Below are 24,119 nucleotides of genomic sequence, written 5' to 3' on the forward strand. Positions count from 1 at the left end.
AGTTTTTATAATCAGAAAAGCGTTCCTTAAATTTGAGGAACGTTTTTTGTTAGGATAATGTTGAGTTTCGACTAAGGCCTAAAATATTTATGTATGCATAAAATCACTACGCTAATCTTATTGTTTTTTGCGACTGGCCTCCTTCAGGCTCAGGAGATTAATTGGATGAGCATGAACGAAGCCCTGGAAGCTCAAAAAGAGGAACCTAAAAAAATCTTTATGGATGCCTATACCACCTGGTGTGGTCCATGTAAAATGCTGGATAGGAATACTTTTACTAATGAAGATGTTATTGAGTACGTGAATGAAAATTACTATGCGGTAAAATTCAATGCTGAAGGAGACGAAGAAATTAATTTTAATGATAAGAAATTTTCTAACCCTAATTTTGATCCCAAAAAGAAAGGACGAAACACCACCCACCAATTTACCGCAGCTTTAGGGGTGAGAGGTTATCCTACCCTTGTATTTTTTGATGAAGAAGCAAATTTAATAGCACCAATTACCGGTTACCGAACTCCACAACAATTGGAGATCTATTTGAAACTTTTCGGGACCAATGATTATAAAAAAATGACAACAAAAAAAGCTTTTGCTGAATATCAGGAAAACTTTGAAGGCACTTTTTAGTTAAAGTTTAAGTGTTAGTTGATATAAAGCCCTTGGTTTTGTAGAAATGCGGAAAGCTCCCTTTTCCCCTGTGTGGTGGAAAGGGACTTTTTGTTTTAGACAGGTTGCTTTCCATCGCTCCACGAAACTATGGTAGTTACTCCCGTCAGCAATCACTTCCCGGGGTTTCAATTCCTGAAGTATTCTCTCCAGGTTGACCTTTGGAGAATGGGTGATTAATAGAAGGTCTGGTTTAAGAGAAGGAATCTCATAAACCCCTGCACTGTCTATAACCATTAAGTTCTTATTCTGAAATTTAAAGATGTTCCCAATCGTATCTGTATTGATCTTTGTGAGTATTTTCCCGGTTTTAAAATCTCTTAATATGTTTTCTGCGGAAGGAAGACTATCGGGGTTATGGTACACCTGCAAATTCCCGTATTGATACAAACCCACGAGATTATTTCGGTTTTTATGGAAGATAATGAGTTCTTCAGAAAAGCTCTTCTGCCTCTCATATATATTGCTTAATTGAAAACTTATGATTCCAATAAATAGCAAAACCAGGTTCCTGTAGTTTTTCTGATAGAGGAGAAAAAACAAACTTAAAATTATGAAATATCCTGAAAGTGTTTGCCATGTTGAAAATGAAATGTCCTGGAATAAAAATTCTTCCTGAACCGCCACCCAACCCACAAATCCATTCATATAACTTATTAGAGTACCATAAGATTCAACCAAAAGATGGGGTAATGAATTGAGTAGGCTAAGCAGAATCACCAAAATTCCTAAACCAAGAATAATTCCAAGCACAGGGAGGATAACCAGGTTGGATAAAAAGAACAAGGCAGGAAATTGATGAAAATAGAACAGACTTAGTGGTAGAACTCCGAGTTGTGCTGCAATACTAACTGTCAGTAAACCCCACATGTATCTTATTGGTTTAAATTTAGGTCTTAATAATTGGTATAGAAAAGGCTGAAAAGCGACAATGCTAAAAACTGCCAGATAACTTAGCTGAAAACCCACCTGGAAAATAAAATATGGGTTAACTAATAATAAAACAAAAAGCGAAACAAACAGACTGTTCATGACACTGCTTTTGCGTTTAAGCTGCATCCCAATAGCCACAAAGGAGAACATACTTACAGCCCGAACTACTGATGGTGATAGACCTGCCAGCAGTGCGAATCCCCACATGAGACCTAATAAAAGCATGGTTTTAATAAATCTTCCGTTTTTTATGCCTTCCAGTGGTTTTAACAGAAAATTCAGGATCAGAAGAATGATTCCCACATGCAGGCCTGAAACCGCAAGAATATGAACCGCCCCGGCTGCCGCATATTGATCATAGATCTTTCTGGAAATATCCCGTCGCTGCCCCAAAAGGAGAGCTTGAATTATGCTCAGTTCTTCTTCTGAAAAACTGGCAACCCTTAATTTTTGAATGATTTGCTCTCTTAAATTTTCAGCGAAACTTGTTGGAGAAGAATTCTCACTAATCTTCAGGATCTCTTCTGAATTAAGCCTCAGCTGTTTTAGCACCGCCTGTTTTTCCATATAATTTCTATAGTCAAACTGATAGGGATTAAGCGGAGAATTTATATCTGATGCTTTCTCGTAGGGGAGTAGGACCACATCGCCTACCTGGAATTCTTCTGAGTCTATTCCGACACTAAGCAATAGCTTTCCTTTCGCGACGGCACTTCTATCATTTATTCTGAAAGCTTCAGCTTTAATTAAGTAACGATTGTTATAGGCGGTGGGTTTTAATTTTTCAGCGATGCGAGCCTGAAGTAGGGTATTTTCTACAGAAATTTCAGCATTAAGGTAATGCTTCGGATTATTACCGGGTTTATGAAGGCTTGCAGTTAAAATTCCGAGGCTGAAGGTGGTTATAAAAACAAGAATTCCGAAGTAAATATCCGGAAAAAGCTGCCTTCTTGCCCGAAAATAAAAAAACAGAAAAAATAGAAATAAACCTCCAATTACGCTTAGTAGAATCTGTAAAGGGATATTCAGGAGAAACCCTGCTAAAATTCCCGGAAGAAAGCTAAGACTTAGTTTTATAAATGTAAAATTCAGAAATCGCATCGCCTGTTTTATATAGCGATTCGAGGCAAGGAAGAGTTAAGATAGGAAAATTTTATAAAACGCGACGGGCCATCACAAAATTACTCTTCCAGTAGTTTTCCTCAAGAGAAGAGATAATTACGCCCCGGGAAGTTGAAGAATGAATGAATTTGATCTCGTTATCTACTTCAACCACCAGGCCAACGTGATTGATCACCGGTCTCTTTTTATTGGTTTCGAAGAAAAGAAGATCTCCAGGAGAAACTTCTTTTAGATAAAGTCTGCGCCCCTTGAGCGAAAGATCTCGTGAGGTCCGGGGCATAGGGATGTCTTCCTTCAGGAAAGAGGTGTAGATAAGGCCTGAGCAATCCATACCCTTTTTCGTAGTACCACCGTATTTGTACCGGGTCCCTTCAAATTCTATTGCATGTGAAATAATATTATGCACCTGCTTGTTGGCTGGTTCGATTCGGGTGTTATTTTCGGTTTTGGTCGTAATTACTTTGGAACGCGAAGCGCCACAGGAAGTCAGGAGAATTCCCGGGATTAAAATTAAGATGAACTTTAGCCGAAATTGCATTTTAGCTTTTATTGATTGTATCGAAAATTAATTCAGCGGTCTTTTTGCTTGCGCCCTTTCCGCCTAATTTCTGTTCCAGCAGGTAGTAATCCTCATAAATCTTTGTTCTTTGGTCATCTTCAAGAATTTTGGTAAGTTCGCTTTTCAGAGAATTCTTGTTGAATTTCCGCTGAATTAATTCCGTAACAACCTCACGTTCCATAATTAAATTCACCAGGGATATATAATCAAGGTTCACAATCTGTTTGGCGATATGATAAGAAATGAAGCTCCCTTTGTAACAAACCACTTCCGGAACTTTAAAAAGAGCTGTTTCCAAAGTTGCCGTTCCAGATGTTACTAACGCGGCATGAGACAGGCTTAGTATCTCATAGGTCTTGTTCATTACCAGTTTAACCTGATTTTTCTTTATAAAACTCTTATAAAAGTCTTTGTCCTGACTTGGAGCACCGGCGATAATAAACTGGTAATCGGGAAAATCAACGGTTATGCTTAACATGATTTCCAACATCTTGGTGATTTCCTGCTTTCGGCTTCCGGGAAGAAGTGCGATTATCGGTTTGTCATTCAGGTCGTGTTCTTTCTTAAACTTTTTAGCATCTACAAGATTCTGATCAGCGATCGCATCAATTAGGGGATGACCTACAAAGTGAACCGGGAAATTGTGTTTTTCTTCGTAAAATTGTTTTTCAAAAGGAAGGATAACATACATCTGGTCGATATCCCTCTTGATTGCTTTAATCCGATTTTCCTTCCATGCCCATATTTGGGGAGAAATATAGTAATGCGTTCTGAAATCTTCTTCTTTCGCCCATTTTGCAATCCGCATATTAAAACCGGGATAATCCACTAAGATGATAACATCCGGTTGGAATTTACTAATGTCTTCTTTACAGAACTTAATGTTACGCAGAATAGTTTTTAAATTGGCTATCACTTCAGCAAAACCCATAAATGCCAGCTCCCGGTAATGTTTTACCAGTTCCCCCCCTTGCTCCTGCATAAGATCGCCACCCCAAAATCGGAATTCCGCATTAGGATCCTTTTCTTTCAGAGCTTTCATCAGGTTGGAGGCGTGGAGATCGCCCGATGCTTCGCCGGCAATGAGGTAATATTTCATTTAAAATATTTTAGAAATTGCGATTGCTACCGCCGCGACAATAGTCGCCAGTAGAACACCCCTGGCATGATAATGCTGCTTCTTTTTTAGAAATACAAAAAATGGCAAAAAATTCAGGATTGCTCCCAGAGCTATGATCTTGCCAATATAATCGTGAATGATCGCATCATGAATAGTGGTATCTACATCATTTTCTGAAAAAATAAGGATATAGAGTAGGATGCCGCCAATGTTAAAGGCCAGGCCCACAAGAAATCCAATAAAAATATTCTGTTTAATCATTAAGTTCCCAGTTATTTAGATCGTCCATAAAATGATGCGCGGTAAGGTCGAACTGAACCGGTACTACCGAAACAAACCCGTTGGCAAGGGCCCATTCATCGGTATCTTCACCTTTATCCTTGTTTACGAATCTTCCGCTAAGCCAGTAATAATCCCGACCCTGTGGATTGGTCCTTTTATCAAATTCTTCTTCCCAGTGCGCATTGGCCTGTCGGCAAACCTTTATGCCTTTAATTTCTGTGCCCGGAAGTTTTGGCAGGTTTACATTCAGCACAACTCCTTTTGGGAGACCGTGTTTTAAAACTTTTCGGGTAACAGCTTTTACAAATTTCTTAGAGGGCTCGAAATCGGCAGTTAGAGAATAATCCAGCAGAGAAAATCCTATTGCCGGAATCCCTTCAATGCCTGCCTCTACCGCGGCGCTCATAGTGCCGGAGTAAATTACATTTATAGATGAATTGGAACCATGATTTATCCCACTTACACAAAGATCGGGCTTGCGATGTAGAATTTCCTGCGTTGCGATCTTTACACAATCGGCCGGAGTTCCAGAGCAACTGTATTCTTTATGCTTGTAATTTTCTTTGATGGTTACCGGTTCGCAAAAAAGGGTGTCACTAATAGTTATGGCATGTCCCATTCCGCTTTGGGGACTATCGGGAGCCACTACTATGACATCTCCAAGTTCCTTCATGACCTCGATTAAGGCCCTGATTCCGGGGGCTGTAATTCCATCGTCATTGGTAACCAGGATCAATGGTTTTTCTTTATCCATGCATTGTAAAATTAATAAGGCTAAAATAGTAATTTCCTAAGGAAAGCCTATCTTAGTAGTTTAACAAATTATTAGTGTCTGTACCGTGTCTTGGCACAGTTTTTAATGTATTTTGGTAAGCCATTATGATGAAATTTATGCGATTTATGAAAAGGAACCCAAGAATTCTTGTAGTACTGCTTTTAATGGCAGTAGCTTCATGTAGTTTTACGACGAAAAGTTTTGATGACCCTGATAAAGATAAAGTTTTAATAGACCTTATTACTTATGTACTTAACCAGGGGCATTATGATGCTAAAGATGTGAATGATGAATTTTCACAGGGAGTGTATAAAGACTACCTGCGAAACCTTGATGGATCCAAGCGCTTTTTCTATGCCGAGGATATTGAGGAATTCAGCGAGCACGAAGAACTAATTGATGACTACATCAAGAATAAAGATATAAGCTTCTTTGATCTTACCTATCAACGTTTAATGCAACGCTCTAAAGAGTCTCAGGAAATTTACAGGGAAATTTTAGAATCTCCTTTTGATTTCAGTAAGGAGGAAGAACTCAATACGAGTTTTGAGGAAATGGAATATGTAGATTCTGAAGAGGAAATGAAAGAGAGATGGAGAAAGCAATTGAAATTTTCTACCCTAATCACTTTCCATGATAAAAAAGAAGAGGAAAAGCAAAAGAAGGAGAATGATCCTGAATATACTATAAAATCTGATGAAGAGCTCGAAAAGGAATCCCGGGAAGTAACCCTAAGTTCCCTTGAGGAGTATTACGATTTTACCGATGATCTGGAGCGAGAAGATTATTTTTCAGTATACATAAATGCGATCGTAGAAGAATTCGATCCGCATACTTTCTATTTCGCTCCCCAGGATAAAGACAGGTTCGATATGGCTATGTCTGGAAAACTGGAAGGTATTGGTGCCCGACTTCAGAAAAAGAGTGACAATATTACCATTATGGAAGTTATCTCCGGCGGTCCTGCCTGGAGAAGTGATGAATTGAGTGAAGGAGACGTTATCTTAAAGGTGAAACAGGAAGATGAAGATGAGGCAGTAAGCATCGTTGGAATGCGCCTGGATGACGCTGTTCAACTTATCAAAGGGCCAAAGGATTCCAAGGTAACCTTGACGGTTAGAAAAAAATTGATGGGTACCATAGAGAATGTGACTCTAACCAGGGATGTAGTGGAAATCGAGGAAACTTACGCCAAGACTTCAATGGTTAAGAAAGATGGAAAGAATTTTGGGGTGATCAACTTGCCTAAGTTCTATTTCGATATGGAGAATTATTCCGAAAGAAATGCTGCTTCTGATATTGAAAAAGATATCTCCCGTCTTAAGAAAGAAGGTATGGAAGGTCTGGTATTAGATCTTAGAAATAATGGTGGTGGTTCCCTGAAGACCGTTGTGGATATTGCCGGATTATTTATAGAAAAAGGACCCATTGTTCAGGTGAAATCGAGCGGACAAAAACAGGAGATACTAAAGGATAAAGATCCGTCTGTATTATGGGATGGACCTCTGGTTATTTTAGTGAACGAACTTTCGGCATCAGCTTCAGAAATCCTCGCAGCTGCTATGCAGGATTATAAACGTGCTGTAATTATTGGAAGTAAACAGACCTACGGAAAAGGAACTGTTCAAAATGTTATAGATCTTAACCGTTGGTTAAGAAACAGTGATTACGGAGATATGGGAGCGCTTAAATTGACTACACAGAAATTCTATAGAGTGAATGGTGGTTCTACCCAATTAGAAGGGGTTAAAAGCGATGTTGTAGTTCCGGACCGTTACAGTTTTGTTGATATTGGTGAAAAAGATATGGAAAACCCACTACCCTGGGATAAGATAGATCCTGCAGATTATGATGTTTGGGATGGCTATGCAAATCTTGAGGAAACTATAGAAAACAGCAAGGAACGAATGCGTGAAAATGAGCAGTTAAAGCTTATAGAAGAAAACGCGAAATGGATTAAGGAACAAAGTGATAATAATGTTCATTCCCTTAATTTTACCGAATACAGTATGGATGCAGAGGAGAGTAAGCGAGTTGCTAAACGTTTTGATTCTTTAAAAGAATATGCAACAGATCTCACTTATACTTCACTTCCTTTTGAGGAGGAGCTTTTTACAAATGACACTATTTTAAGAGAAAAAAGAGAGCGCTGGCATACCAATTTAAGTAAGGATATCTATGTAGAGGAAGCCCTTAATGTGCTTTCTGACCTTAAAGTAGATAAAATGAGAAGAAATAAAGTGGCCAGGATTAACGATTAATCTAAGGCTGAACCATAAAAAAATGCTCCGGATTTCCGGGGCATTTTTAATTTGTGAAAATAATGAAACGTAAATATATCTATCCGGTTATAATTTTATTTGTAGCGGCTCTGTTGCTTCTGGCTGAACGCTGTAATTAATTGTAAGAGATCCTTTCTGCATCCAGTTTTATAAAGATGAATAAGAGAATGGTGAAAGCCCAAAGTCCTGAACCACCATAGCTAAAAAAGGGCAGAGGAATTCCTACAGTAGGGAATACCCCTATTACCATCCCGATATTGACCAGAAAATGCATAAAAATAATTCCGATTACACTATAACCATATACCCGGTTGAACTGCGAGCGTTGCCGCTCAGCAAGATAAAGCAATCTGATTAAAAGCATTATAAACAGGATTATAACAAAGCTGCTTCCCAAAAATCCCCATTCTTCTCCAACAGTGCTGAAGATGTAATCTGTATGTTGTTCGGGAACAAAATGTCCTTTGGTTTGGGTGCCCTCTGTCCATCCTTTCCCAAGCCAGCCACCACTTCCTATAGCGATCTCACTTTGGTTGGTGTTATAACCAATTCCTTTGGCATCTACTTCTTTTCCCAATACAATATTGAACCGGTCCCGGTGATGCTGTTTAAAAACATTTTCGAATACATAATTAACTGAAAGGGAAAAGCCGGCAGCTACTACCATCAAAAAGATATATTTGAGGATATTAGGCCTTTTCTTTCGGTTTTTTAAGAACATTAAAATCCCGATGGCTACAATACCTCCGATAACCCATGGAATGCCAAAAGCCAGGGTAGCAACAAAAAGGATTGCTGCGAAAAATCCAAGTAAGAGATATGCGAAATGTAAACCTTCCCTGTAAAGAGGAAAAATAAAAGCAAAATAAACCATAGCGCTTCCTGCATCAGGTTGCATCATAACCAGGAAAACAGGCAAACTTATGATAACAAAAACCTTAAGCTGATGCTCAAATTCATTTAAATTTACCTGAATACCACTTACATATTTGGCCACTGCCAGAGCCGTGGCGGCCTTAGCAAACTCCGCCGGTTGAAGGCTAACCGGGCCCATTACGTACCAAGCGGTTTGCCCCGCAATGGTTTTACCAAAAACAAATAGTCCTGCAAGACTAATGAGACTAATTATATAAATAACGCTCGAGAATCGCTGATAAAATTTGGGTTCGATGGAGAGGACTACTATGACCAGAATAAAACTAAGTAAAATCCATAAACCCTGCCTGCCGTATACCTGGTTTAGATCAAAAAAGGTTCCCATGTTTACACCCAGAGATGCTGAATAAATATTTGCCCACCCAAAGACAACCAGGAGCAGAAAAATAAGAATTGTAATCCAGTCGTAACCTGTAATGCTTTTGGCCATTTATCGGTTTATTATAAAAGGTTCGCCACTTAGCGGTTTGGCATATTCATCTTCAAGGCTGTTTTCGAGAATCCAGGTTTCCATATCGGTTCGGGTAATTTCTCCTTTTATATATTTTTCTACCATTAAACTGGCAATACGTCCTGCGTACCGACTTCCCCAATAGCCATTTTCAACAAAGACTGCGATTGCTATTTGTGGATTATCTACAGGAGCAAAAGCAACAAATATCGAATGATCGGTTAGCTGAACTCTTTCTCCATCTATTTTGATAAAATTCTCTGCCGTACCGGTTTTCCCTGCTATTTCAATATCGGGAATTCGAAGCGTGCTGGCAGTTCCGTTTCTGTAAACATCATGCATTCCTTCTATAACCGGCTCAAAATGTCTTGGTTCTATTGTGGTGTGATTTTTTTCGGTAAATCGTTCTTCCTTAATTGGATCACCTTCAATTTCCTTTAAAATGTGTGGGGTATAATACCAACCGCGATTGGCGATTGTGGCGGTCATATTGGCTAATTGAATAGGGGTCATCAGTACCTCTCCCTGTCCAATGGCGTTCGATATAGTGGCAGTTGAGTACCAGTTATGGTTCGGATAAATAGAATTGTAGTATTCAGCATTTGGAATTTTTCCCCGTCTCCCGGTGCTTAAATCATTACCCATAAACTGGCCTAAACCAAAACTTTCTAAATGTTTGCTCCATACATCCATTCCTTCCTGCGGAGTAGGGAATTTTTCAATAGTTTTTCTATAAACCTGGGCAAAATATGCATTGCAGGATTGGGCAACTCCGGGAATAAGATTTAAAGGGCTGGAGTGAGCATGACATCCCATTCTACTACCTCTTCCGTAGGAATATCCGTTGTTACAATGGAATTTATCATCAATGCCTACCACACCTTCCTGTAATGCGATTAAACCGGTGAGTGTCTTAAAAGGAGATCCCGGAGGGTATTCCGCTAAAAGTCCGCGATCGTATAAAGGGCGGGCGATAGAATCGTAATAAAGTCTTGTGTAATTTGGAGATCTTTTTCGTCCAACCAGGATAGCCGGATCGTAACTTGGGGCTGTTACCAGAGCGAGTATTTCTCCTGTGGCGGGTTCAAGCGCCACAATTCCACCACGCTTGTTCTGCATTAGTTTTTCACCGTATTCCTGTAATTTGGAATCAATAGTAATATTTATATCCTTCCCTTTTTCCGGGAGGGTGTCGAAGATTCCATCTTTATAAGGGCCAATATCTCTGTTAAAACGATCCTTTTGAATATATTTCACGCCCTTTACTCCTCTTAATAAATCTTCATAGACAATTTCTACTCCACTGCGACCAATGAGGTCACCGGAAATATAATAGGGATTATCTTTGATAATTTGTTTGTTCACCTGTGCGATATAGCCTAGTACATTTGCGCTGTGGTCAACCTGATAATCTCTTAAAGAACGTTTCTGAATATAAAATCCTTCATACTTCCTCATTTTTTCCTGGAGAAAAGCGTATTCACTTTTTGTGAGCTGAGGGATTACCACCGAAGGTAGGAGCGGAGAATAGATCTTTGCTTTATCGAGCTTCTTACCTAATTCTTCCGGAGTGATGTTCAGAATCTCGGAGAATTCCAAAGTATCAAAAGGTTTGAGATTACGAGGGATTACCATCACATCGTAGGAGGGTTGGTTGGATACCATAAGTTCTCCGTTCCGGTCGTGGATATAACCGCGCTGTGGGTAATCGTAATTTATCTCTATGGCATTATCCTGCGATCGTAATGCCAGGGAAGTGTCAATTACCTGAAGATAAAAGACACGGGCCAAAAAAATAAGGCCGGTAGTTAAAATAATTATGTAGAGAAGTAATTTCCTCATCTATATTTCTTGCTGAAAAGGCTTAGGCTTAAGATCACCAGAATCCCGGTGAATATACTTGAAAATAACGTCTTTTTCAAGATCAATATTATATGAGTTAAGCTGAACATTTCCAAAGAAAATAAGACTAAATGATGAATGAGAACCATTATGAAGATATATGTTAATCTTGCTCCAAATGGAGTAGCCGAAAGCTTGATATTCTGGTGGTCATAACTTACTCCAAAAGAGAACCTGAGCAGGGTTGGTCGCACGAAAGCTGCAATCAAACAGGCAGCTGCGTGAATACCACCACTGTCTTCAAAAATATCAATACTCAATCCCAGTAAGAATGAAAGAATAAGGAATAAGGTCTGGTTGCTGTTAAACGGATACAAAAGAATAAAAAGCACGTACAGGTAAGGATTAATATACCCCAAAAAGTTGATATTGCTCAGGACCAATACCTGAAGCAGGACCAAACCAACAAACCGGACAATATTTGAAATTATACTGCTATTCATCTACCTCTTCTAAAGAAAGAATTTGATCCCTGTCTACATTTTCGATAATATACACGAAACCAATATTGGTCATATCGTTAAAAAGCCTCACATCGATTTCGTAATAGCTGCCGCTTTCGTCCAGTTCAAAATCTTCAATACTTCCAATATTTAAGCCTTCGGGAAAAATCAGGGAGCGCCCACCGGTAATGATAGTATCCCCTTTCATAACCGGGGCTTGTCGTGGTACATCGATAAGCTGAACGAGGTTTGGATCTCTTCCATTCCAAATAAGACTTCCAAAATGATTGGTTTTGCTAAGCTGCGCGTTTATCCTGGACTCGGTATGCAGAATGGAAATTACACGGGAAAACCGGTTGTTAACCCGGTCAACAATCCCGATAACCCCTTTGCTGGTTACAACCCCAAATTCGGGTTGAATACCGTGATCTTCCCCTTGATTTATAGTGAGATAATTGTCTGCTTTTGAGAAATTATTATTGATAACCTGGGCTGCCCTGAAATAATAGGTGCCTTCAAAAGTCGAGCTATCTGTGTAATTTTCTATTGAAATAGTATCGTTTAGGTTCGTGAGAATATTTCGTAATTCTTTGTTCTCCTCCAGAAGACGTTTGTTGTATTCTTCCAGATACAAGTAATTCTTGATATTGCTGGTCCAGGAGTACACCCCACCGGTTACAGCGTTGGCAGAACTTATAAACCTACTTTTATGAAAGGAATGGGTTTGGATCGTAAAAAACACAGATAATGCCAGCAGAAATAAGAATAGAATATTATTCTTATTACGGATAAGAAAATTAAAGATTTGCTGCATAAAATAGTTTCTCCTACTTGATCAGGATTCCCTTATATCTGTTTAAGGTTTTCAGGGTTATTCCGGTTCCTCTAACCACCGCTCTTAACGGATCTTCAGCAATATAAACAGGAAGGTCGGTTTTTTGGGATAAACGCTTGTCCAGACCCCTTAACATTGAACCTCCCCCGGCAAGATAAATACCAGTATTGTAAATATCGGCTGCAAGCTCAGGCGGAGTTTGAGACAAAGTCTCCATTACTGCATCTTCGATACGGAGGATAGACTTATCCAGGGCTTTAGCTATTTCGCGATATGAAATATTAACCTGTTTTGGTTTTCCGGTTAATAGATCACGTCCCTGAACACTCATTTCTTCCGGCGGGACTTCAAGATCTTCAGTAGCTGCACCGATTTGAATCTTTATTTTTTCAGCAGTTCTTTCACCTACGTAAAGGTTGTGCTGGGTACGCATGTAATACACGATATCGTTGGTGAAAACATCCCCTGCGATCTTAATAGATTTATCACAAACGATTCCTCCCAGGGCGATAACAGCTATCTCTGTAGTACCACCACCTATATCCACGATCATATTTCCTTTTGGCTGCATAATATCTACTCCAATCCCTATCGCCGCTGCCATAGGTTCGTGAATTAGATATACTTCTTTTCCGTTAACGCGTTCTGCACTTTCTTTTACCGCTCGCATCTCAACTTCAGTAATTCCCGAAGGAATACAGATCACCATCCTTAAAGCGGGAGTGAACATTTTTTTCTTCAGCGCCGGGATCTCTTTGATGAACATCGTGAGCATTTTCTCACTGGCATCGAAATCGGCGATAACCCCGTCTTTTAAAGGTCGGATTGTTTTAATGTTTTCGTGGGTTTTTCCCTGCATCATAGCAGCTTCTTTCCCTACGGCGGTTATTTTTCCTGTGGTGCGGTCGCGGGCTACTATTGAAGGGCTATCTACAACAACTTTGTCGTTGTGGATTATCAATGTGTTTGCGGTTCCTAAATCTATCGCTATTTCTTCAATGAGAAAGTCAAAAAATCCCATAGTATGTTAAGTGTTGAGGTTTGGTAAATGTAATAAAATTAATGTTTAAAATGCCGGGTTCCCGTCACCACCATAGCAATATTATTTTCGTTGCAATAGTCAATACTAAGCTGATCTTTAATAGATCCTCCCGGTTGAATTACCGCCGTAATTCCTGCATTTCCGGCAATTTCCACACAATCAGGAAATGGGAAAAACGCGTCACTGGCCATCACGGCACCACTTAAGTCAAAGTTAAAGGAACGGGCCTTATCTATACTTTGATTAAGTGCATCTACACGAGAGGTCTGACCTGTACCGCTGGCACAAAGCTGTTTGTTTTTCGCCAAAACAATGGTATTTGATTTGGTATGCTTGCAAATTTTGGAAGCAAATAACAAGTCAGATAACTCAGCATCTGTTGGTTTATTGTCGGTAGTTTGTTTTAAATCCTCAGCAGCATCGGTTTTTAGATCTTTCTCCTGAACCAAAACTCCATTCAGGCAGGTTCTAACCTGTCTTTTAGGAAGCTCTACCTCCTTCTGAATTAATAGAATCCTGTTTTTCTTTCCTCTCAGAATTTCTTCAGCTTCAGAAGAAAATGAGGGAGCGATCACCACTTCACAGAAAAGTTTGTGGATCTCTTCAGCAGTTGCCTTATCAATCTCTGTGTTACTAATCAGAATTCCGCCGAAAGCAGAAACCGGATCTCCTGCCAGTGCATCGGTATAAGCCTGATGCAAAGTATCGCGCTGGGCAAGGCCGCAGGCGTTGTTGTGTTTCAAAATGGCAAAAGTAGGAGATTCGCCCTTAAATTCGTTCATAAGATTTACCGCAGCATCAACATCCAGCAGGTTGTTGTAAGATAGTTCTTTCCCGTGTATTTTTTCGAACATTGCATCGAAATCCCCAAAGAAAAATCCTTGCTGGTGTGGATTCTCACCGTAGCGGAGTTCCTGACCGTTTTGGATGCTTTCCTTATAAACTTTTACGTCATTTTCTGTATTGAAATAATTGAAAATTGAAGTGTCGTAATGAGAGGAAATATTAAAGGCTTTGGCAGCAAATCTCTTACGATCGGCAAGGCTGGTTTCGCCCTTTTTTTCGATCAGTAATTGTTCAAATTCTTTATAATCCTCAACGGAAGAAACACACAGCACATCTTTAAAATTCTTGGCCGCTGCGCGTATAAGCGAGATTCCTCCAATATCTATCTTTTCAATAATATCTTCTTCAGAAGCCCCTGAAGCAACGGTCTTTTCAAACGGATAAAGATCCACGATCACAATGTCTATCTGCGGAATTTCATATTCAGCCAGTTCCTTCGCATCACTCTTATTTTCCTGGCGATTCAGAATTCCGCCGAAAACTTTTGGATGTAGGGTTTTAACCCTTCCTCCAAGGATAGATGGGTAGGAAGTGATATCTTCAACAGGAATAACTTCTATGCCCAGATCTTTGATATATTTCTCCGTTCCTCCGGTAGAATAAATCGTAATTCCCAGCTCATTGAGTTTTTTCGCAATAGGAGCAAGGCCGTCTTTGTTGAATACAGAAATTAAAGCAGATTTCGCTTGTTTTAAGTCGCTCATTGTGTTGTGTTTGATAAAGTGGCAAAAGTAAGTATTTAAGCAGCAAACATAAAAGGGAATGAATTTATTTATCAATAAAATTGTAACGAATTTTTAACCCCTGCGTCTTATCTTGTAACTCCTTTAAATACGGCACTAAACTGTATGTTTATATATCTTAGACTTTTAAAAGAAAGTTTCACTTTTGCTGTGAATGCGCTTAGAAACAATAAGCTGCGTACCTTTCTTTCCTTATTGGGTGTGACCATTGGAATTTTTTCCATAATTGCAGTACTGGCTGCTGTAGATTCCCTAGAAAAAGAGATTAAAGGCAGTTTGAGTTCCTTGGATAACAGCACCATTATTATTATGCGTTTTTCCTTTGGTCCTACCGATGTTCCGCAATGGAAGCGCCAGCAATTCCCGGATGTTTCCTATGATGAATATCAACACTTTAAAAAAAACTTACCTGACCTTGAAGCGGTAAGTTATGTAATTGGAGTTCCCTCAGAACCTATAAAATTTCAGGATGTTACCAGTGAAAACGTTGATGTTGGTGCCGTAACCAGTGAATATTATGATATTGAAGCCTTTGAATTAAGGGAAGGCAGATTTTTTAATGAATCTGAATCGGTTAGTGGTGCTCCGGTAATTGTTCTGGGGCACGAAATAGCGAATAATCTCTTCGGAAATACTAATCCGCTAGGACAAGAGGTGCGGCTCTACGGCCGGAAACTTCAGGTCATTGGAGTCCTGGAAAAACAGGGGAGTTCTCTCTTCGGAAACTCCAGAGACGGTCAGGCTTTTCTACCGGTTAACCTGGTAAGGAGAATATATGGCGACAATAATAAAGGGGTTTTTCCGCAAATTGTGCTTAAACCTGAAGATGGAGTGGATAATGCCGAATTTGTTGCTATGGTAGAGGCGCAACTAAGAAATTTCCGGGCGATAAAACCCGGAGAAATCAATAACTTTTTTATTAATCAGCTTCAGGGATTTGCTGATTTCATAGATAATATTACCGGGCAGATGAATATTATAGGCCTTATTATTAGTGGCTTTTCGCTGTTGGTAGGTGGTTTTGGGATTGCTAATATAATGTTCGTTAGTGTGAAGGAAAGAACCAACCTGATTGGGATTCAGAAGTCTCTTGGGGCCAAGAACAGGTTCATACTTTTTCAATTCCTTTTCGAGGCTGTGATTTTGTCGGTAATAGGCGGGCTCATTGGTCTCTTTTTGGTATGGCTCGTTTCAATTATAGCTTCTCAATTCACCGGCGATTTTGAATTCGTGCTATCTCTTTGGAACCTGATGCTGGGAACTATAGTTGCCGCCGTGATAGGATTGATTTCCGGGATTATTCCGGCCATTTCAGCTTCAAAATTAGATCCTGTTGAAGCGATACGCACAGGGATGTAATTTCGCCCTTCTCATAAAACTATTAGAATGAAAATTAATTTTATCCTTAGTATTCTTTTTATAAGTGTTTTTTGTGTCACAAGTGCTGCGCAGGAAGTTGATTTTATCCTTTCTGAAAAAGAAAATGAGGAGTGGTTGGAAAAAGTAGATTCTTATGAATTGAAAGTTCAATTAGAGGAATTAAAGAACCGAATTGTGCAAGATACCGCTGTTTACTTTAATTACTTAAGTGGGAATTATGAATCTCCCGATCAGAAAATAGCCCTTGCGAAAAGAGAATTTTCAGAAGAGTCTAAAAGCAGGCCTTTGTATCTTTTTGTTTATGAAAAAGAAAGTTTAAGGCTTCAGGCAAATCCAGAATCTGAAAGAATTGAAAAGCTTGTTGAAGAGATTAATACTGATAAGATCTCTAAAATTGAAGTATATAAGGGAGTAATGGCAAGGGCATTATATGGAACTTCCGGCTCTTATGGTGTAATATATATTGTGGTTAAAGACAAGGCATCTTTAAATAGAATAAAAGAGATATTGTCCAATCAAGCGGGAATAATGAATAACTGATCAGCTTCTCACCTTAAAAAAATGGAATGAGGGTCTAGCTTAAAATCTCCGCTACTTTCTCATTAACCCATTCTAAAAATCTTTCATCTTCAATATTAAATGGATCTTCGGTATTCGAATCGATATCGATCTGGCCAATGTTTTCTCCATTCAAGAAAAGGGGAACTACTATTTCGGCTCTAACATTAATACTGCAGGCAATATAATTTGTTTGGGTTTTTACATCCGGCACGACAAAATTCTTGTTAGAGACCGCTACCTGCCCACAAATGCCCTTCCCAAATGGAATAATGGTATGGTCGGTAGGTTCTCCGGCAAAAGCGCGTAATTTTAATTCCTTTTTATCCCCATTTTTGAAATAAAAACCCACCCAATCGTAGTAAGGGATGTTTTCCTTTAGAAGATCACAAACCTGCTCCAGGCGATGATCTACCGAAAGTTCTTCGTTGCTTAAAATCTTCTCTACAGCTGGTTTTAATTTCTGAAATGGCATATCAATATATTTTAGTGCAAAAGTATTTAAAATTTTGCGCAGGCTGGCTGGCTTATTTGTATAAATTTGTTAAAAAGCCAAAGATCTCACTTGCTTAAACTATTCGTCAAATACAAATCGGTACTTCGGTTTATTCTCATCTTCCTTGGGAGTTATTTTGTTTTAAGTCTTTTATATAATTGGTACCTGGATGTTTTTAGATCCGAAATTTATTATCCCGATTATGTTACGCACATGGTTGCCCGGCAAACTGAAATGCTAATCAACAGCTTCGGCTATAGCGCACAAATTGAACCGCACCAATATCATCTTTCGATGAAGCTTATGATCAACGATCAATATCTGGCACAAATCGTTGAAGGTTGTAACGCGATGAGTATTATGGTTCTTTTCATTGCTTTCGTGCTGGCCTTCTTCGGAAGATTTAAGACCACCCTGGCTTTTCTTCTGGCAGGACTGGTAATTATCTATTCGATGAATATTATACGCATTGCGGTCTTGTCTATAGGAATTTATGAATTCCCACAGCACACCGAATTTCTCCATTCCATCATCTTTCCTCTCATTATCTACGGTACGGTGTTTCTACTTTGGATTCTCTGGGTCTATATTTATTCCAAAAACCAGGTGCGATGAAACAGGAATACCGTGTACTTATTATCGGGGTTCTGGTTATCCTACTTGCTCTGGTGAGAGTTTTCGAGGAACATCTATTTTACGATCCCATAAATGAGTATTACCGCAGTGGTTATTATATGCTTGACCAGTTGCCTCAATATAAATTGCCTGATTTACTGCTAAATCTCAGTTTCAGATTCTGGTTAAACTCCATTATTTCGCTCTTAATCCTGTATGTGGCATTTTTCGATAGAAATATCGTCAAGTTTGCCGGACTTTTATATGTTGTGCTGTTTGTAATTGGGTTGGGAGTCTATTCTTACCTGCTTTTAAATCTAGATCGCGGCCACGTGATGAGCTTGTTTTATGTGAGGCGTTTTCTCATTCACCCGGTATTCATACTCATTTTGCTTCCTGCATTTTATTATTACCGGCTTCAGAAAAAGGGAAATCCATAATCTTTAATTTATTCCCGATAATTCTGAAACCTCTTCTAAAAGTTTTGTATTTATCTTTGAAAATGCTTTATATCAAAATTTTAACTATTTTTGTAGCCGATGAAAAAAGCTTTTCAAAATAGCGGTTCTGTTTTAATGGCCCTTATGGTGCTGTTTTCTACCCTGTCTTTTACGGTAGATAAACATTTCTGTGGAAGCTTTCTGGTAGATAAAGCTATCTTTTCTGAAGCTGAAACCTGCGGAATGGATATGGAGAATGCTGTCGATAATTGCTGCACCAACGAAAAGGTGTTGGTAGATGGACAGGATGAACTAAAGCATTCCTTTCAGTCGCTTGATCTTGAACAGCAGCAATTTCTCACGAGCTTTAGCTTTTCTTATTTAAATCTTTTTGAAACCCTTCCTAAGGAAGTAGTTCCATTTAAAGATTATTCCCCTCCCTTGCTGGTCAGCGATATACAGTTGCTGGACCAGGTTTTTCTAATTTGATTTTATTGATGTTCGTGGCCTTTTCCATTACCAGGAAATAGCCGCCCCTGTTTTTTAATGACTCAGAGATCCTTCTTTAGTGTTGGATTATATCAATAAATCATTCTGAAAATGTTCAATAAGCTAATAAAATATTTTTTATACAACCGGCTGGTATCAGTACTTTTGCTTGTCTTCTTGATTGGCTGGGGTCTGGTTACCGCACCTTTTAACTGGAACACCGGTTTTCTTCCCAGTGATCCCGTTCCGGTAGATGCCATTCCCGACATTGGGGAAAATCAACAAATTGTTTTTACAGACTGGCCGGGGCGTTCTCCGCAGGATATTGAGGACCAGATCACCTATCCGCTTACCAGCTCCCTTTTAGGAATTCCTGGGGTAAAATCGGTGCGTTCTAACTCCATGTTCGGATTTTCCAGTATCTATATCATCTTTGAAGAGGATGTTGAGTTTTACTGGTCTCGCTCCAGAGTTCTGGAAAAACTCAACTCGCTTCCCGCAGGCCTGCTGCCTGATGATGCTAAACCTGCTTTGGGACCCGATGCTACGGCTTTAGGCCAGGTTTTCTGGTATACCCTTGAAGGACGGGACAAAGATGGAAATGTCACCGGCGGTTGGGATCAACACGAATTACGCACTATCCAGGATTATTACGTGAAGCCTGCTCTCAGTGCTGTGGAAGGTGTTGCGGAAGTAGCCTCTATAGGTGGCTTTGTTCAGGAATACCAAATCGACGTAAATCCTGATGCTCTGAAAGCCTACAACATTGGAATAGATGAGGTGATGATGGCAGTGAAAAATTCCAATCGGGATGCCGGTGCCAAAACTCTTGAAGTGAACAAGGTAGAATACCTGGTTCGCGGTCTGGGCTATATCGAATCTGTTGAAGATATTGAAAATACGGTGGTAAGTGTTTCAGATAATACTCCGGTACTAATCAGTGATATTGCTGAAGTTCACCTGGGGCCATCAGAACGACGAGGCATTCTGGACAAAGGTGGAGCCGATGTGACCGGTGGGGTGGTAGTTGCACGTTATGGTTCAAACCCCTTACAGGTAATAGAGAATACCAAGGATAAGATCAATGAGATTTCTTCTGGACTTCCAAATAAAACCCTGGCCGATGGTTCTGAAAGTCAACTCACCGTTGTTCCATTTTATGACCGTACGCAACTAATTCACGAGACCATAGGCACACTGGAACGGGCTTTGTCTCACGAGGTCCTTATAAGCATCATAGTGATTCTTGTTTTGGTGCTTAATCTTAGGGCTTCCATACTTATTTCGGCCCTGTTACCAATTGGGGTGCTAATGACCTTTATTGCTATGCGTTACTTTAGAGTGGATGCCAATGTGGTGGCTCTCTCAGGTATTGCTATTGCGATAGGGGTAATGGTAGATGTCGGAATTATTTTTGTTGAAAATACCATTCGGCATCTGGAAATGCGTAAAAATACCGGGGTACGGGGTGAGAAATTGCTTTCTGTGATCCAAAAAGCCACTATTGAGGTAGCTCCTGCCGTAACCACAGCACTCGCTACTACTATTGTGAGTTTTATCCCGGTTTTCTTTATGGAAAATGCTGAAGGTAAACTTTTCCGTCCGTTGGCCTTCACCAAGACTTTTGCTCTGGTTGCAGCATTCCTTGTTGGAGTGCTTTTGCTTCCAATGCTCTCCTATTTTGCTTTTAATATCAAGATAAACAAGGAAAAAAGCCGAAAGACCTGGTATATAATTTTAATTGTTTCAGGAATTGTGCTGGCTATATGGTTTAAATTCTGGCTTCCCCTTGCGTTAACATTAATAGGGGTTTTAAAACTTTTAGAAAGTCGGAATCCCGAATTCCTCGGGAAGTACTCAGAAAAAATTACGATGCTGGTGATTCTTTTGGTCACTATCTTATTCCTGGCAGAGGAATGGATGCCACTTGGTTTCGGAATTTCACTTTTCACCAATTACTTTTTTGTAATCTTTTTATTGGCCATCACCCTTGCTGTATTGCTTGCTGTGGTGAAATTTTACCGGCCTATCCTTAACTGGTGCCTGCTCAATAAAGGGACATTCCTGTTGTTGCCACTTATCACTATTTTCTTCGGAATAATGATTTGGTTTGGCTTCCCTAAAATTTTTGGGTTTGTAGCCAACGGTTTCGATAAAACTGGCTGGAATGTAAGAACTACTTCAGTTTGGAGCGGGATGACTCATACTTTTCCGGGAGTTGGAAAAGAATTTATGCCTTCGCTTAATGAAGGGAGTTTCTTATTGATGCCTACTGCTATGCCACACGCCGGAATAGAAGAAACTAAAAAAACCGTTCAGCAACTCGATATTGCGGTAACCAATATCCCGGAAGTAGAGATTTCTGTAGGAAAACTCGGAAGAGTGGAAAGTGCCCTGGATCCCGCACCTATTTCGATGTTTGAGAATATAATCAACTACAAATCTGAATATATTCTGGATGAAAATGGTAAACTTCAGGCATTTAAGGTTGATGACAACGAACGCTTCATTACCAAAACGGGGGACAGTCTAACCAATGAGGATGCTATCTTACAAAATATTTCCGGAGAAAATCTCATCATTGATGAAGATGGGGAATATTACCGAAACTGGCGGGAACACATTAAAAACCCAGATGATATCTGGGATGAGATCGTGCAACGCACCAGGCTTCCGGGGGTTACTTCTGCGCCAAAACTGCAGCCCATTGAAACCCGGCTGGTAATGCTGCAAACAGGGATGCGCGCGCCGATGGGTATTAAGGTTTTTGGCCCCGATCTGCAAACAATTCAGGATTTTGGAATGGAACTTGAAAGTCTGCTTAAAGAGGTGCCTTCAGTAAAAGCTGAAGCAGCTTTTGCAGATCGTGTGGTGGGCAAACCTTACCTGGAGATTGATATTGACCGAAAGTCCATAGCCCGCTATGGACTTAGCATTGAAGCGGTTCAACAAACTATAGAAACGGCTATTGGTGGGATGGAGATAACTTCTACTGTAGAAGGTCGTGAGCGTTTCCCGGTAAGGGTGCGCTATCCTCGCGAATTGCGGGATGATCCTTCCAACCTGGAGCAAATCCTGATCCCTACCCCAAATGGGGCTCAAATACCCCTGGGGCAACTGGCCGATCTCAATTATGTGCGTGGCCCCCAAATGATAAAAAGTGAGGATACTTTTCTTACCAGTTATGTGCTCTTTGACAAACGTGATGGTTTCGCCGAAGTGAATGTAGTGAATGATGCCCGGGATCATATACAGTCTCATATAGATTCAGGTGAATTGAAAGTACCTGCCGGAGTGAGCTATAAATTTTCGGGTAATTATGAGAACCAGGTACGGGCCGTGAAACGTCTGGCTATTCTTATCCCCATTTGTTTACTCATTATTTTCCTGCTGCTGTATTTTCAGTTCAAAACCATTATCGCCTCAACTATTCATTTTTCCGGAGTTTTTGTGGCTTTCGCGGGCGGATTTATAATGTTATGGTTTTACGGACAGGGTTGGTTTATGGATTTTGACATAGCCGGGACCAATATGCGTGATCTTTTCCAGATGGGCACCATTAATTTAAGTGTGGCCGTTTGGGTTGGTTTCATCGCACTTTTTGGAATCGCTACCGATGACGGGGTCCTCATGGGAACTTATATTCATCAGGTCTTTGAAAGAAGAAATCCGCAAACTGTTCCTGAGGTTCGATCGGCGGTGATGGAGGCCGGATTAAAAAGGGTTCGCCCTGCGATGATGACCACCGCAGTTACGATTATCGCCCTTTTTCCTGTACTCACTTCCACCGGGAAAGGTTCCGATATTATGGTGCCTATGGCCATCCCTATTGTTGGAGGAATGGTGATTCAAATTATGACCATTTTCGTGGTGCCGGTTTTACAGGCATACTGGAGAGAAACTGTGGTAAAAAAAGCCGAGAAAACTATTTAAGATGAAAAACGCACTAAAAATAATACTGCTATTCCTGGTCCTTTTCTTTGGAAATAAAGCTCAGGCACAGGAACTGGAAAGCTATCTAAGGATTGCTGCGGAAAATAATCCGAAATTACAGTCTGCTTATACTCAATTTGAAGCTGCTTTGCTGGAATCGCCCCAGGTAGCTTCCCTTCCCGATCCCACCCTTACCGTGAGTGCTTTCGGAAGGATGATAGAAACCCGGTTGGGAGCACAGGAAGCTCGATTTAACCTTATGCAGATGTTTCCCTGGTTTGGAACATTAAAAGCCAAGGCTCAGGCAGCCGATTTGATGGCTGAGGCCCGTTTTCAAGAATATCTGGCAATGCGTGGTGATCTTTTCTATGAAGTAAAAAAGGCTTATTCCGAGCTTTATGAATTAGAAGAAACCATTGGTTTGAAAAAAGAAAACCTTGAAATACTTGATTCTTATCGGGAACTTTCGCTAAGCAAATTCAGAAGCGGAAGTTCTTCTATGGTAAATGTAGTGAGAGTAGATATCAAGCGGGAAGAGGCTATCACAGAAATTGAACTCGAGCAAGAGGCGCTGGAAAGTTTAAAGAGGCAATTCAATTATCTCCTTAATCGCGAGCCGGGAGCAACAGTTCAAATTCAGGATACTTTGACTTTAAGTAAACCTGGAGACTCTGAATTGGAAGAGATAGATTTTGACACCCACCCTGAACTGACAAGATTCGATCGGGAGCTTGAAGCTTATCAAAGTCGGGCAGAGGTTGCACAAAAAGAAGGCTTGCCCATGCTTGGTCTGGGTGTAGATTATTCGATAATTTCTAAACGCACCGATGCTAACCCGCCCATGAATGGGCAGGATGCTGTTATGCCTATGTTTTCAGTGACTCTACCTATTTTTAGAAAAAAATATAAAGCTGCTGAAAAGGAAGCTGAACTGATGCAAACGGCCGCAATACAAAACCGGGAAGCCCGTGAAAATGAATTGCTGACCATTTATGAACAAACCTGTTACGAACTCAAAAAAGCAGAGAAACTCCTTGAGCTTTATGACAGGCAGATTAAAAGCTCAAACCGGGCCAATAAATTATTGGTCTCCGGTTTCGGTAATAATACCGAAGATTTTGAGGAGGTACTCCGAATGAATCAGGATATTTTAATGCTCAATACACAAAAGCTCGCCGCGCTAAAAAACGGATTTATCGCACAGGCGAAATTGGATTATCTATCTTCTAAAACAAAAAATCATGATGAAAACATCAAAGAATAATATA

The 24,119-nt window shown here is 40.0% G+C and carries 21 protein-coding genes; 9 read left to right on the forward strand and 12 right to left on the reverse strand.

What is annotated here, in order from left to right:
• The first annotated feature begins 93 nt into the window (after nucleotides 1-93).
• A complete protein-coding gene (locus ACESK1_RS05075) occupies nucleotides 94-630 on the forward strand; it encodes a thioredoxin family protein (protein WP_372918561.1) in 537 nt (178 codons plus the stop codon).
• Here ACESK1_RS05075 and ACESK1_RS05080 read toward each other — a convergent pair whose 3' ends face one another.
• The 5 genes from ACESK1_RS05080 to surE are packed head-to-tail and all read right to left on the reverse strand — an operon-like array spanning nucleotide 631 to nucleotide 5,439.
• Nucleotides 631-2,703: a ComEC/Rec2 family competence protein gene (locus ACESK1_RS05080; protein WP_372918563.1), complete on the reverse strand. Its 2,073-nt coding sequence runs from the start codon at nucleotides 2,701-2,703 to the stop codon at nucleotides 631-633.
• A 52-nt stretch (nucleotides 2,704-2,755) separates the two neighbouring features.
• Entirely contained in the window at nucleotides 2,756-3,262 is a 507-nt protein-coding gene (locus ACESK1_RS05085; protein WP_372918565.1) for a C40 family peptidase, read from the reverse strand.
• Nucleotide 3,263: 1 nt separating this feature from the next.
• The gene (gene lpxB / locus ACESK1_RS05090; RefSeq protein WP_372918567.1) at nucleotides 3,264-4,382 is read right to left on the reverse strand and encodes a lipid-A-disaccharide synthase; all 1,119 of its coding nucleotides are present in this window, start codon (nucleotides 4,380-4,382) and stop codon (nucleotides 3,264-3,266) included.
• Nucleotides 4,383-4,664: a hypothetical protein gene (locus tag ACESK1_RS05095; RefSeq protein ID WP_372918569.1), complete on the reverse strand. Its 282-nt coding sequence runs from the start codon at nucleotides 4,662-4,664 to the stop codon at nucleotides 4,383-4,385.
• Nucleotides 4,657-5,439, reverse strand: a complete 783-nt coding sequence (surE, locus tag ACESK1_RS05100; RefSeq protein WP_372918572.1) for a 5'/3'-nucleotidase SurE — start codon at nucleotides 5,437-5,439, stop codon at nucleotides 4,657-4,659. Before surE ends, ACESK1_RS05095 begins: the two co-directional genes overlap by 8 nt.
• 146 nt (nucleotides 5,440-5,585) lie before the next feature.
• Here surE and ACESK1_RS05105 point away from each other — a divergent pair, with 146 nt between their 5' ends.
• A complete protein-coding gene (locus tag ACESK1_RS05105) occupies nucleotides 5,586-7,721 on the forward strand; it encodes a carboxy terminal-processing peptidase (RefSeq protein WP_372918574.1) in 2,136 nt (711 codons plus the stop codon).
• Nucleotides 7,722-7,857: 136 nt separating this feature from the next.
• On the opposite strand, the gene rodA is transcribed toward ACESK1_RS05105, so the two are convergent.
• From rodA to purH, 6 genes are read right to left on the reverse strand one after another with little or no spacing between them, the layout of a single operon-like run.
• Nucleotides 7,858-9,108, reverse strand: coding sequence for a rod shape-determining protein RodA (gene rodA, locus ACESK1_RS05110; RefSeq protein WP_372918577.1), 1,251 nt, complete (start codon nucleotides 9,106-9,108; stop codon nucleotides 7,858-7,860).
• A complete protein-coding gene (gene mrdA / locus ACESK1_RS05115; RefSeq protein WP_372918579.1) occupies nucleotides 9,109-10,971 on the reverse strand; it encodes a penicillin-binding protein 2 in 1,863 nt (620 codons plus the stop codon).
• Complete coding sequence (locus ACESK1_RS05120; protein ID WP_372918581.1) at nucleotides 10,968-11,474, reverse strand: rod shape-determining protein MreD; 507 nt, start codon at nucleotides 11,472-11,474, stop codon at nucleotides 10,968-10,970. Before ACESK1_RS05120 ends, mrdA begins: the two co-directional genes overlap by 4 nt.
• Nucleotides 11,467-12,288, reverse strand: a complete 822-nt coding sequence (gene mreC, locus ACESK1_RS05125; RefSeq protein WP_372918583.1) for a rod shape-determining protein MreC — start codon at nucleotides 12,286-12,288, stop codon at nucleotides 11,467-11,469. The genes ACESK1_RS05120 and mreC overlap by 8 nt, the downstream gene beginning before the upstream one ends.
• A 13-nt stretch (nucleotides 12,289-12,301) precedes the next feature.
• Complete coding sequence (locus tag ACESK1_RS05130) at nucleotides 12,302-13,330, reverse strand: rod shape-determining protein (protein ID WP_093408731.1); 1,029 nt, start codon at nucleotides 13,328-13,330, stop codon at nucleotides 12,302-12,304.
• Nucleotides 13,331-13,368: 38 nt separating this feature from the next.
• A complete protein-coding gene (purH, locus tag ACESK1_RS05135; RefSeq protein WP_372918585.1) occupies nucleotides 13,369-14,901 on the reverse strand; it encodes a bifunctional phosphoribosylaminoimidazolecarboxamide formyltransferase/IMP cyclohydrolase in 1,533 nt (510 codons plus the stop codon).
• A 144-nt stretch (nucleotides 14,902-15,045) separates the two neighbouring features.
• Here purH and ACESK1_RS05140 point away from each other — a divergent pair, with 144 nt between their 5' ends.
• Nucleotides 15,046-16,299, forward strand: a complete 1,254-nt coding sequence (locus ACESK1_RS05140) for an ABC transporter permease (RefSeq protein ID WP_372918587.1) — start codon at nucleotides 15,046-15,048, stop codon at nucleotides 16,297-16,299.
• A 27-nt stretch (nucleotides 16,300-16,326) separates the two neighbouring features.
• Nucleotides 16,327-16,860, forward strand: coding sequence for a hypothetical protein (locus ACESK1_RS05145; RefSeq protein ID WP_372918589.1), 534 nt, complete (start codon nucleotides 16,327-16,329; stop codon nucleotides 16,858-16,860).
• A gap of 34 nt (nucleotides 16,861-16,894) precedes the next feature.
• On the opposite strand, the gene ACESK1_RS05150 is transcribed toward ACESK1_RS05145, so the two are convergent.
• Nucleotides 16,895-17,353: a GAF domain-containing protein gene (locus ACESK1_RS05150; protein WP_372918591.1), complete on the reverse strand. Its 459-nt coding sequence runs from the start codon at nucleotides 17,351-17,353 to the stop codon at nucleotides 16,895-16,897.
• 90 nt (nucleotides 17,354-17,443) lie between these two features.
• Here ACESK1_RS05150 and xrtF point away from each other — a divergent pair, with 90 nt between their 5' ends.
• The 5 genes from xrtF to ACESK1_RS05175 all read left to right on the forward strand — a co-directional run bounded on the left by xrtF (nucleotide 17,444) and on the right by ACESK1_RS05175 (nucleotide 24,115).
• Nucleotides 17,444-17,989 (forward strand): exosortase family protein XrtF, encoded by a 546-nt coding sequence (xrtF, locus tag ACESK1_RS05155; RefSeq protein ID WP_372918593.1) that lies wholly within the window; start codon nucleotides 17,444-17,446, stop codon nucleotides 17,987-17,989.
• Entirely contained in the window at nucleotides 17,986-18,429 is a 444-nt protein-coding gene (locus ACESK1_RS05160; RefSeq protein WP_372918595.1) for an exosortase F system-associated protein, read from the forward strand. Before xrtF ends, ACESK1_RS05160 begins: the two co-directional genes overlap by 4 nt.
• A 99-nt stretch (nucleotides 18,430-18,528) precedes the next feature.
• A complete protein-coding gene (locus ACESK1_RS05165) occupies nucleotides 18,529-18,918 on the forward strand; it encodes a hypothetical protein (protein ID WP_372918597.1) in 390 nt (129 codons plus the stop codon).
• Nucleotides 18,919-19,029: 111 nt separating this feature from the next.
• On the forward strand, nucleotides 19,030-22,851 hold the full coding sequence (locus ACESK1_RS05170; RefSeq protein WP_372918599.1) for an efflux RND transporter permease subunit: 3,822 nt from the start codon (nucleotides 19,030-19,032) through the stop codon (nucleotides 22,849-22,851).
• Between the two features lies 1 nt (nucleotide 22,852).
• Nucleotides 22,853-24,115 carry a TolC family protein gene (locus tag ACESK1_RS05175; RefSeq protein WP_372918602.1) on the forward strand — a complete coding sequence of 421 codons (1,263 nt, stop codon included), beginning with the start codon at nucleotides 22,853-22,855 and terminating at the stop codon, nucleotides 24,113-24,115.
• Nucleotides 24,116-24,119: the final 4 nt, after the last annotated feature.

It is taken from the genome of Salegentibacter sp. (assembly GCF_041642575.1).
GTDB lineage: Bacteria > Bacteroidota > Bacteroidia > Flavobacteriales > Flavobacteriaceae > Salegentibacter.

Bases quoted from the DNA above. Each gene is read 5' to 3' on its own strand.
- ACESK1_RS05075 (WP_372918561.1), top strand. From the start codon at position 94: ATGCATAAAATCACTACGCTAATCTTATTGTTTTTTGCGACTGGCCTC.
- ACESK1_RS05080 (WP_372918563.1), bottom strand. From the start codon at position 2,703: ATGCGATTTCTGAATTTTACATTTATAAAACTAAGTCTTAGCTTTCTT.
- ACESK1_RS05085 (WP_372918565.1), bottom strand. From the start codon at position 3,262: ATGCAATTTCGGCTAAAGTTCATCTTAATTTTAATCCCGGGAATTCTC.
- lpxB (WP_372918567.1), bottom strand. From the start codon at position 4,382: ATGAAATATTACCTCATTGCCGGCGAAGCATCGGGCGATCTCCACGCC.
- ACESK1_RS05095 (WP_372918569.1), bottom strand. From the start codon at position 4,664: ATGATTAAACAGAATATTTTTATTGGATTTCTTGTGGGCCTGGCCTTT.
- surE (WP_372918572.1), bottom strand. From the start codon at position 5,439: ATGGATAAAGAAAAACCATTGATCCTGGTTACCAATGACGATGGAATT.
- ACESK1_RS05105 (WP_372918574.1), top strand. From the start codon at position 5,586: ATGAAAAGGAACCCAAGAATTCTTGTAGTACTGCTTTTAATGGCAGTA.
- rodA (WP_372918577.1), bottom strand. From the start codon at position 9,108: ATGGCCAAAAGCATTACAGGTTACGACTGGATTACAATTCTTATTTTT.
- mrdA (WP_372918579.1), bottom strand. From the start codon at position 10,971: ATGAGGAAATTACTTCTCTACATAATTATTTTAACTACCGGCCTTATT.
- ACESK1_RS05120 (WP_372918581.1), bottom strand. From the start codon at position 11,474: ATGAATAGCAGTATAATTTCAAATATTGTCCGGTTTGTTGGTTTGGTC.
- mreC (WP_372918583.1), bottom strand. From the start codon at position 12,288: ATGCAGCAAATCTTTAATTTTCTTATCCGTAATAAGAATAATATTCTA.
- ACESK1_RS05130 (WP_093408731.1), bottom strand. From the start codon at position 13,330: ATGGGATTTTTTGACTTTCTCATTGAAGAAATAGCGATAGATTTAGGA.
- purH (WP_372918585.1), bottom strand. From the start codon at position 14,901: ATGAGCGACTTAAAACAAGCGAAATCTGCTTTAATTTCTGTATTCAAC.
- ACESK1_RS05140 (WP_372918587.1), top strand. From the start codon at position 15,046: ATGTTTATATATCTTAGACTTTTAAAAGAAAGTTTCACTTTTGCTGTG.
- ACESK1_RS05145 (WP_372918589.1), top strand. From the start codon at position 16,327: ATGAAAATTAATTTTATCCTTAGTATTCTTTTTATAAGTGTTTTTTGT.
- ACESK1_RS05150 (WP_372918591.1), bottom strand. From the start codon at position 17,353: ATGCCATTTCAGAAATTAAAACCAGCTGTAGAGAAGATTTTAAGCAAC.
- ACESK1_RS05160 (WP_372918595.1), top strand. From the start codon at position 17,986: ATGAAACAGGAATACCGTGTACTTATTATCGGGGTTCTGGTTATCCTA.
- ACESK1_RS05165 (WP_372918597.1), top strand. From the start codon at position 18,529: ATGAAAAAAGCTTTTCAAAATAGCGGTTCTGTTTTAATGGCCCTTATG.
- ACESK1_RS05170 (WP_372918599.1), top strand. From the start codon at position 19,030: ATGTTCAATAAGCTAATAAAATATTTTTTATACAACCGGCTGGTATCA.
- ACESK1_RS05175 (WP_372918602.1), top strand. From the start codon at position 22,853: ATGAAAAACGCACTAAAAATAATACTGCTATTCCTGGTCCTTTTCTTT.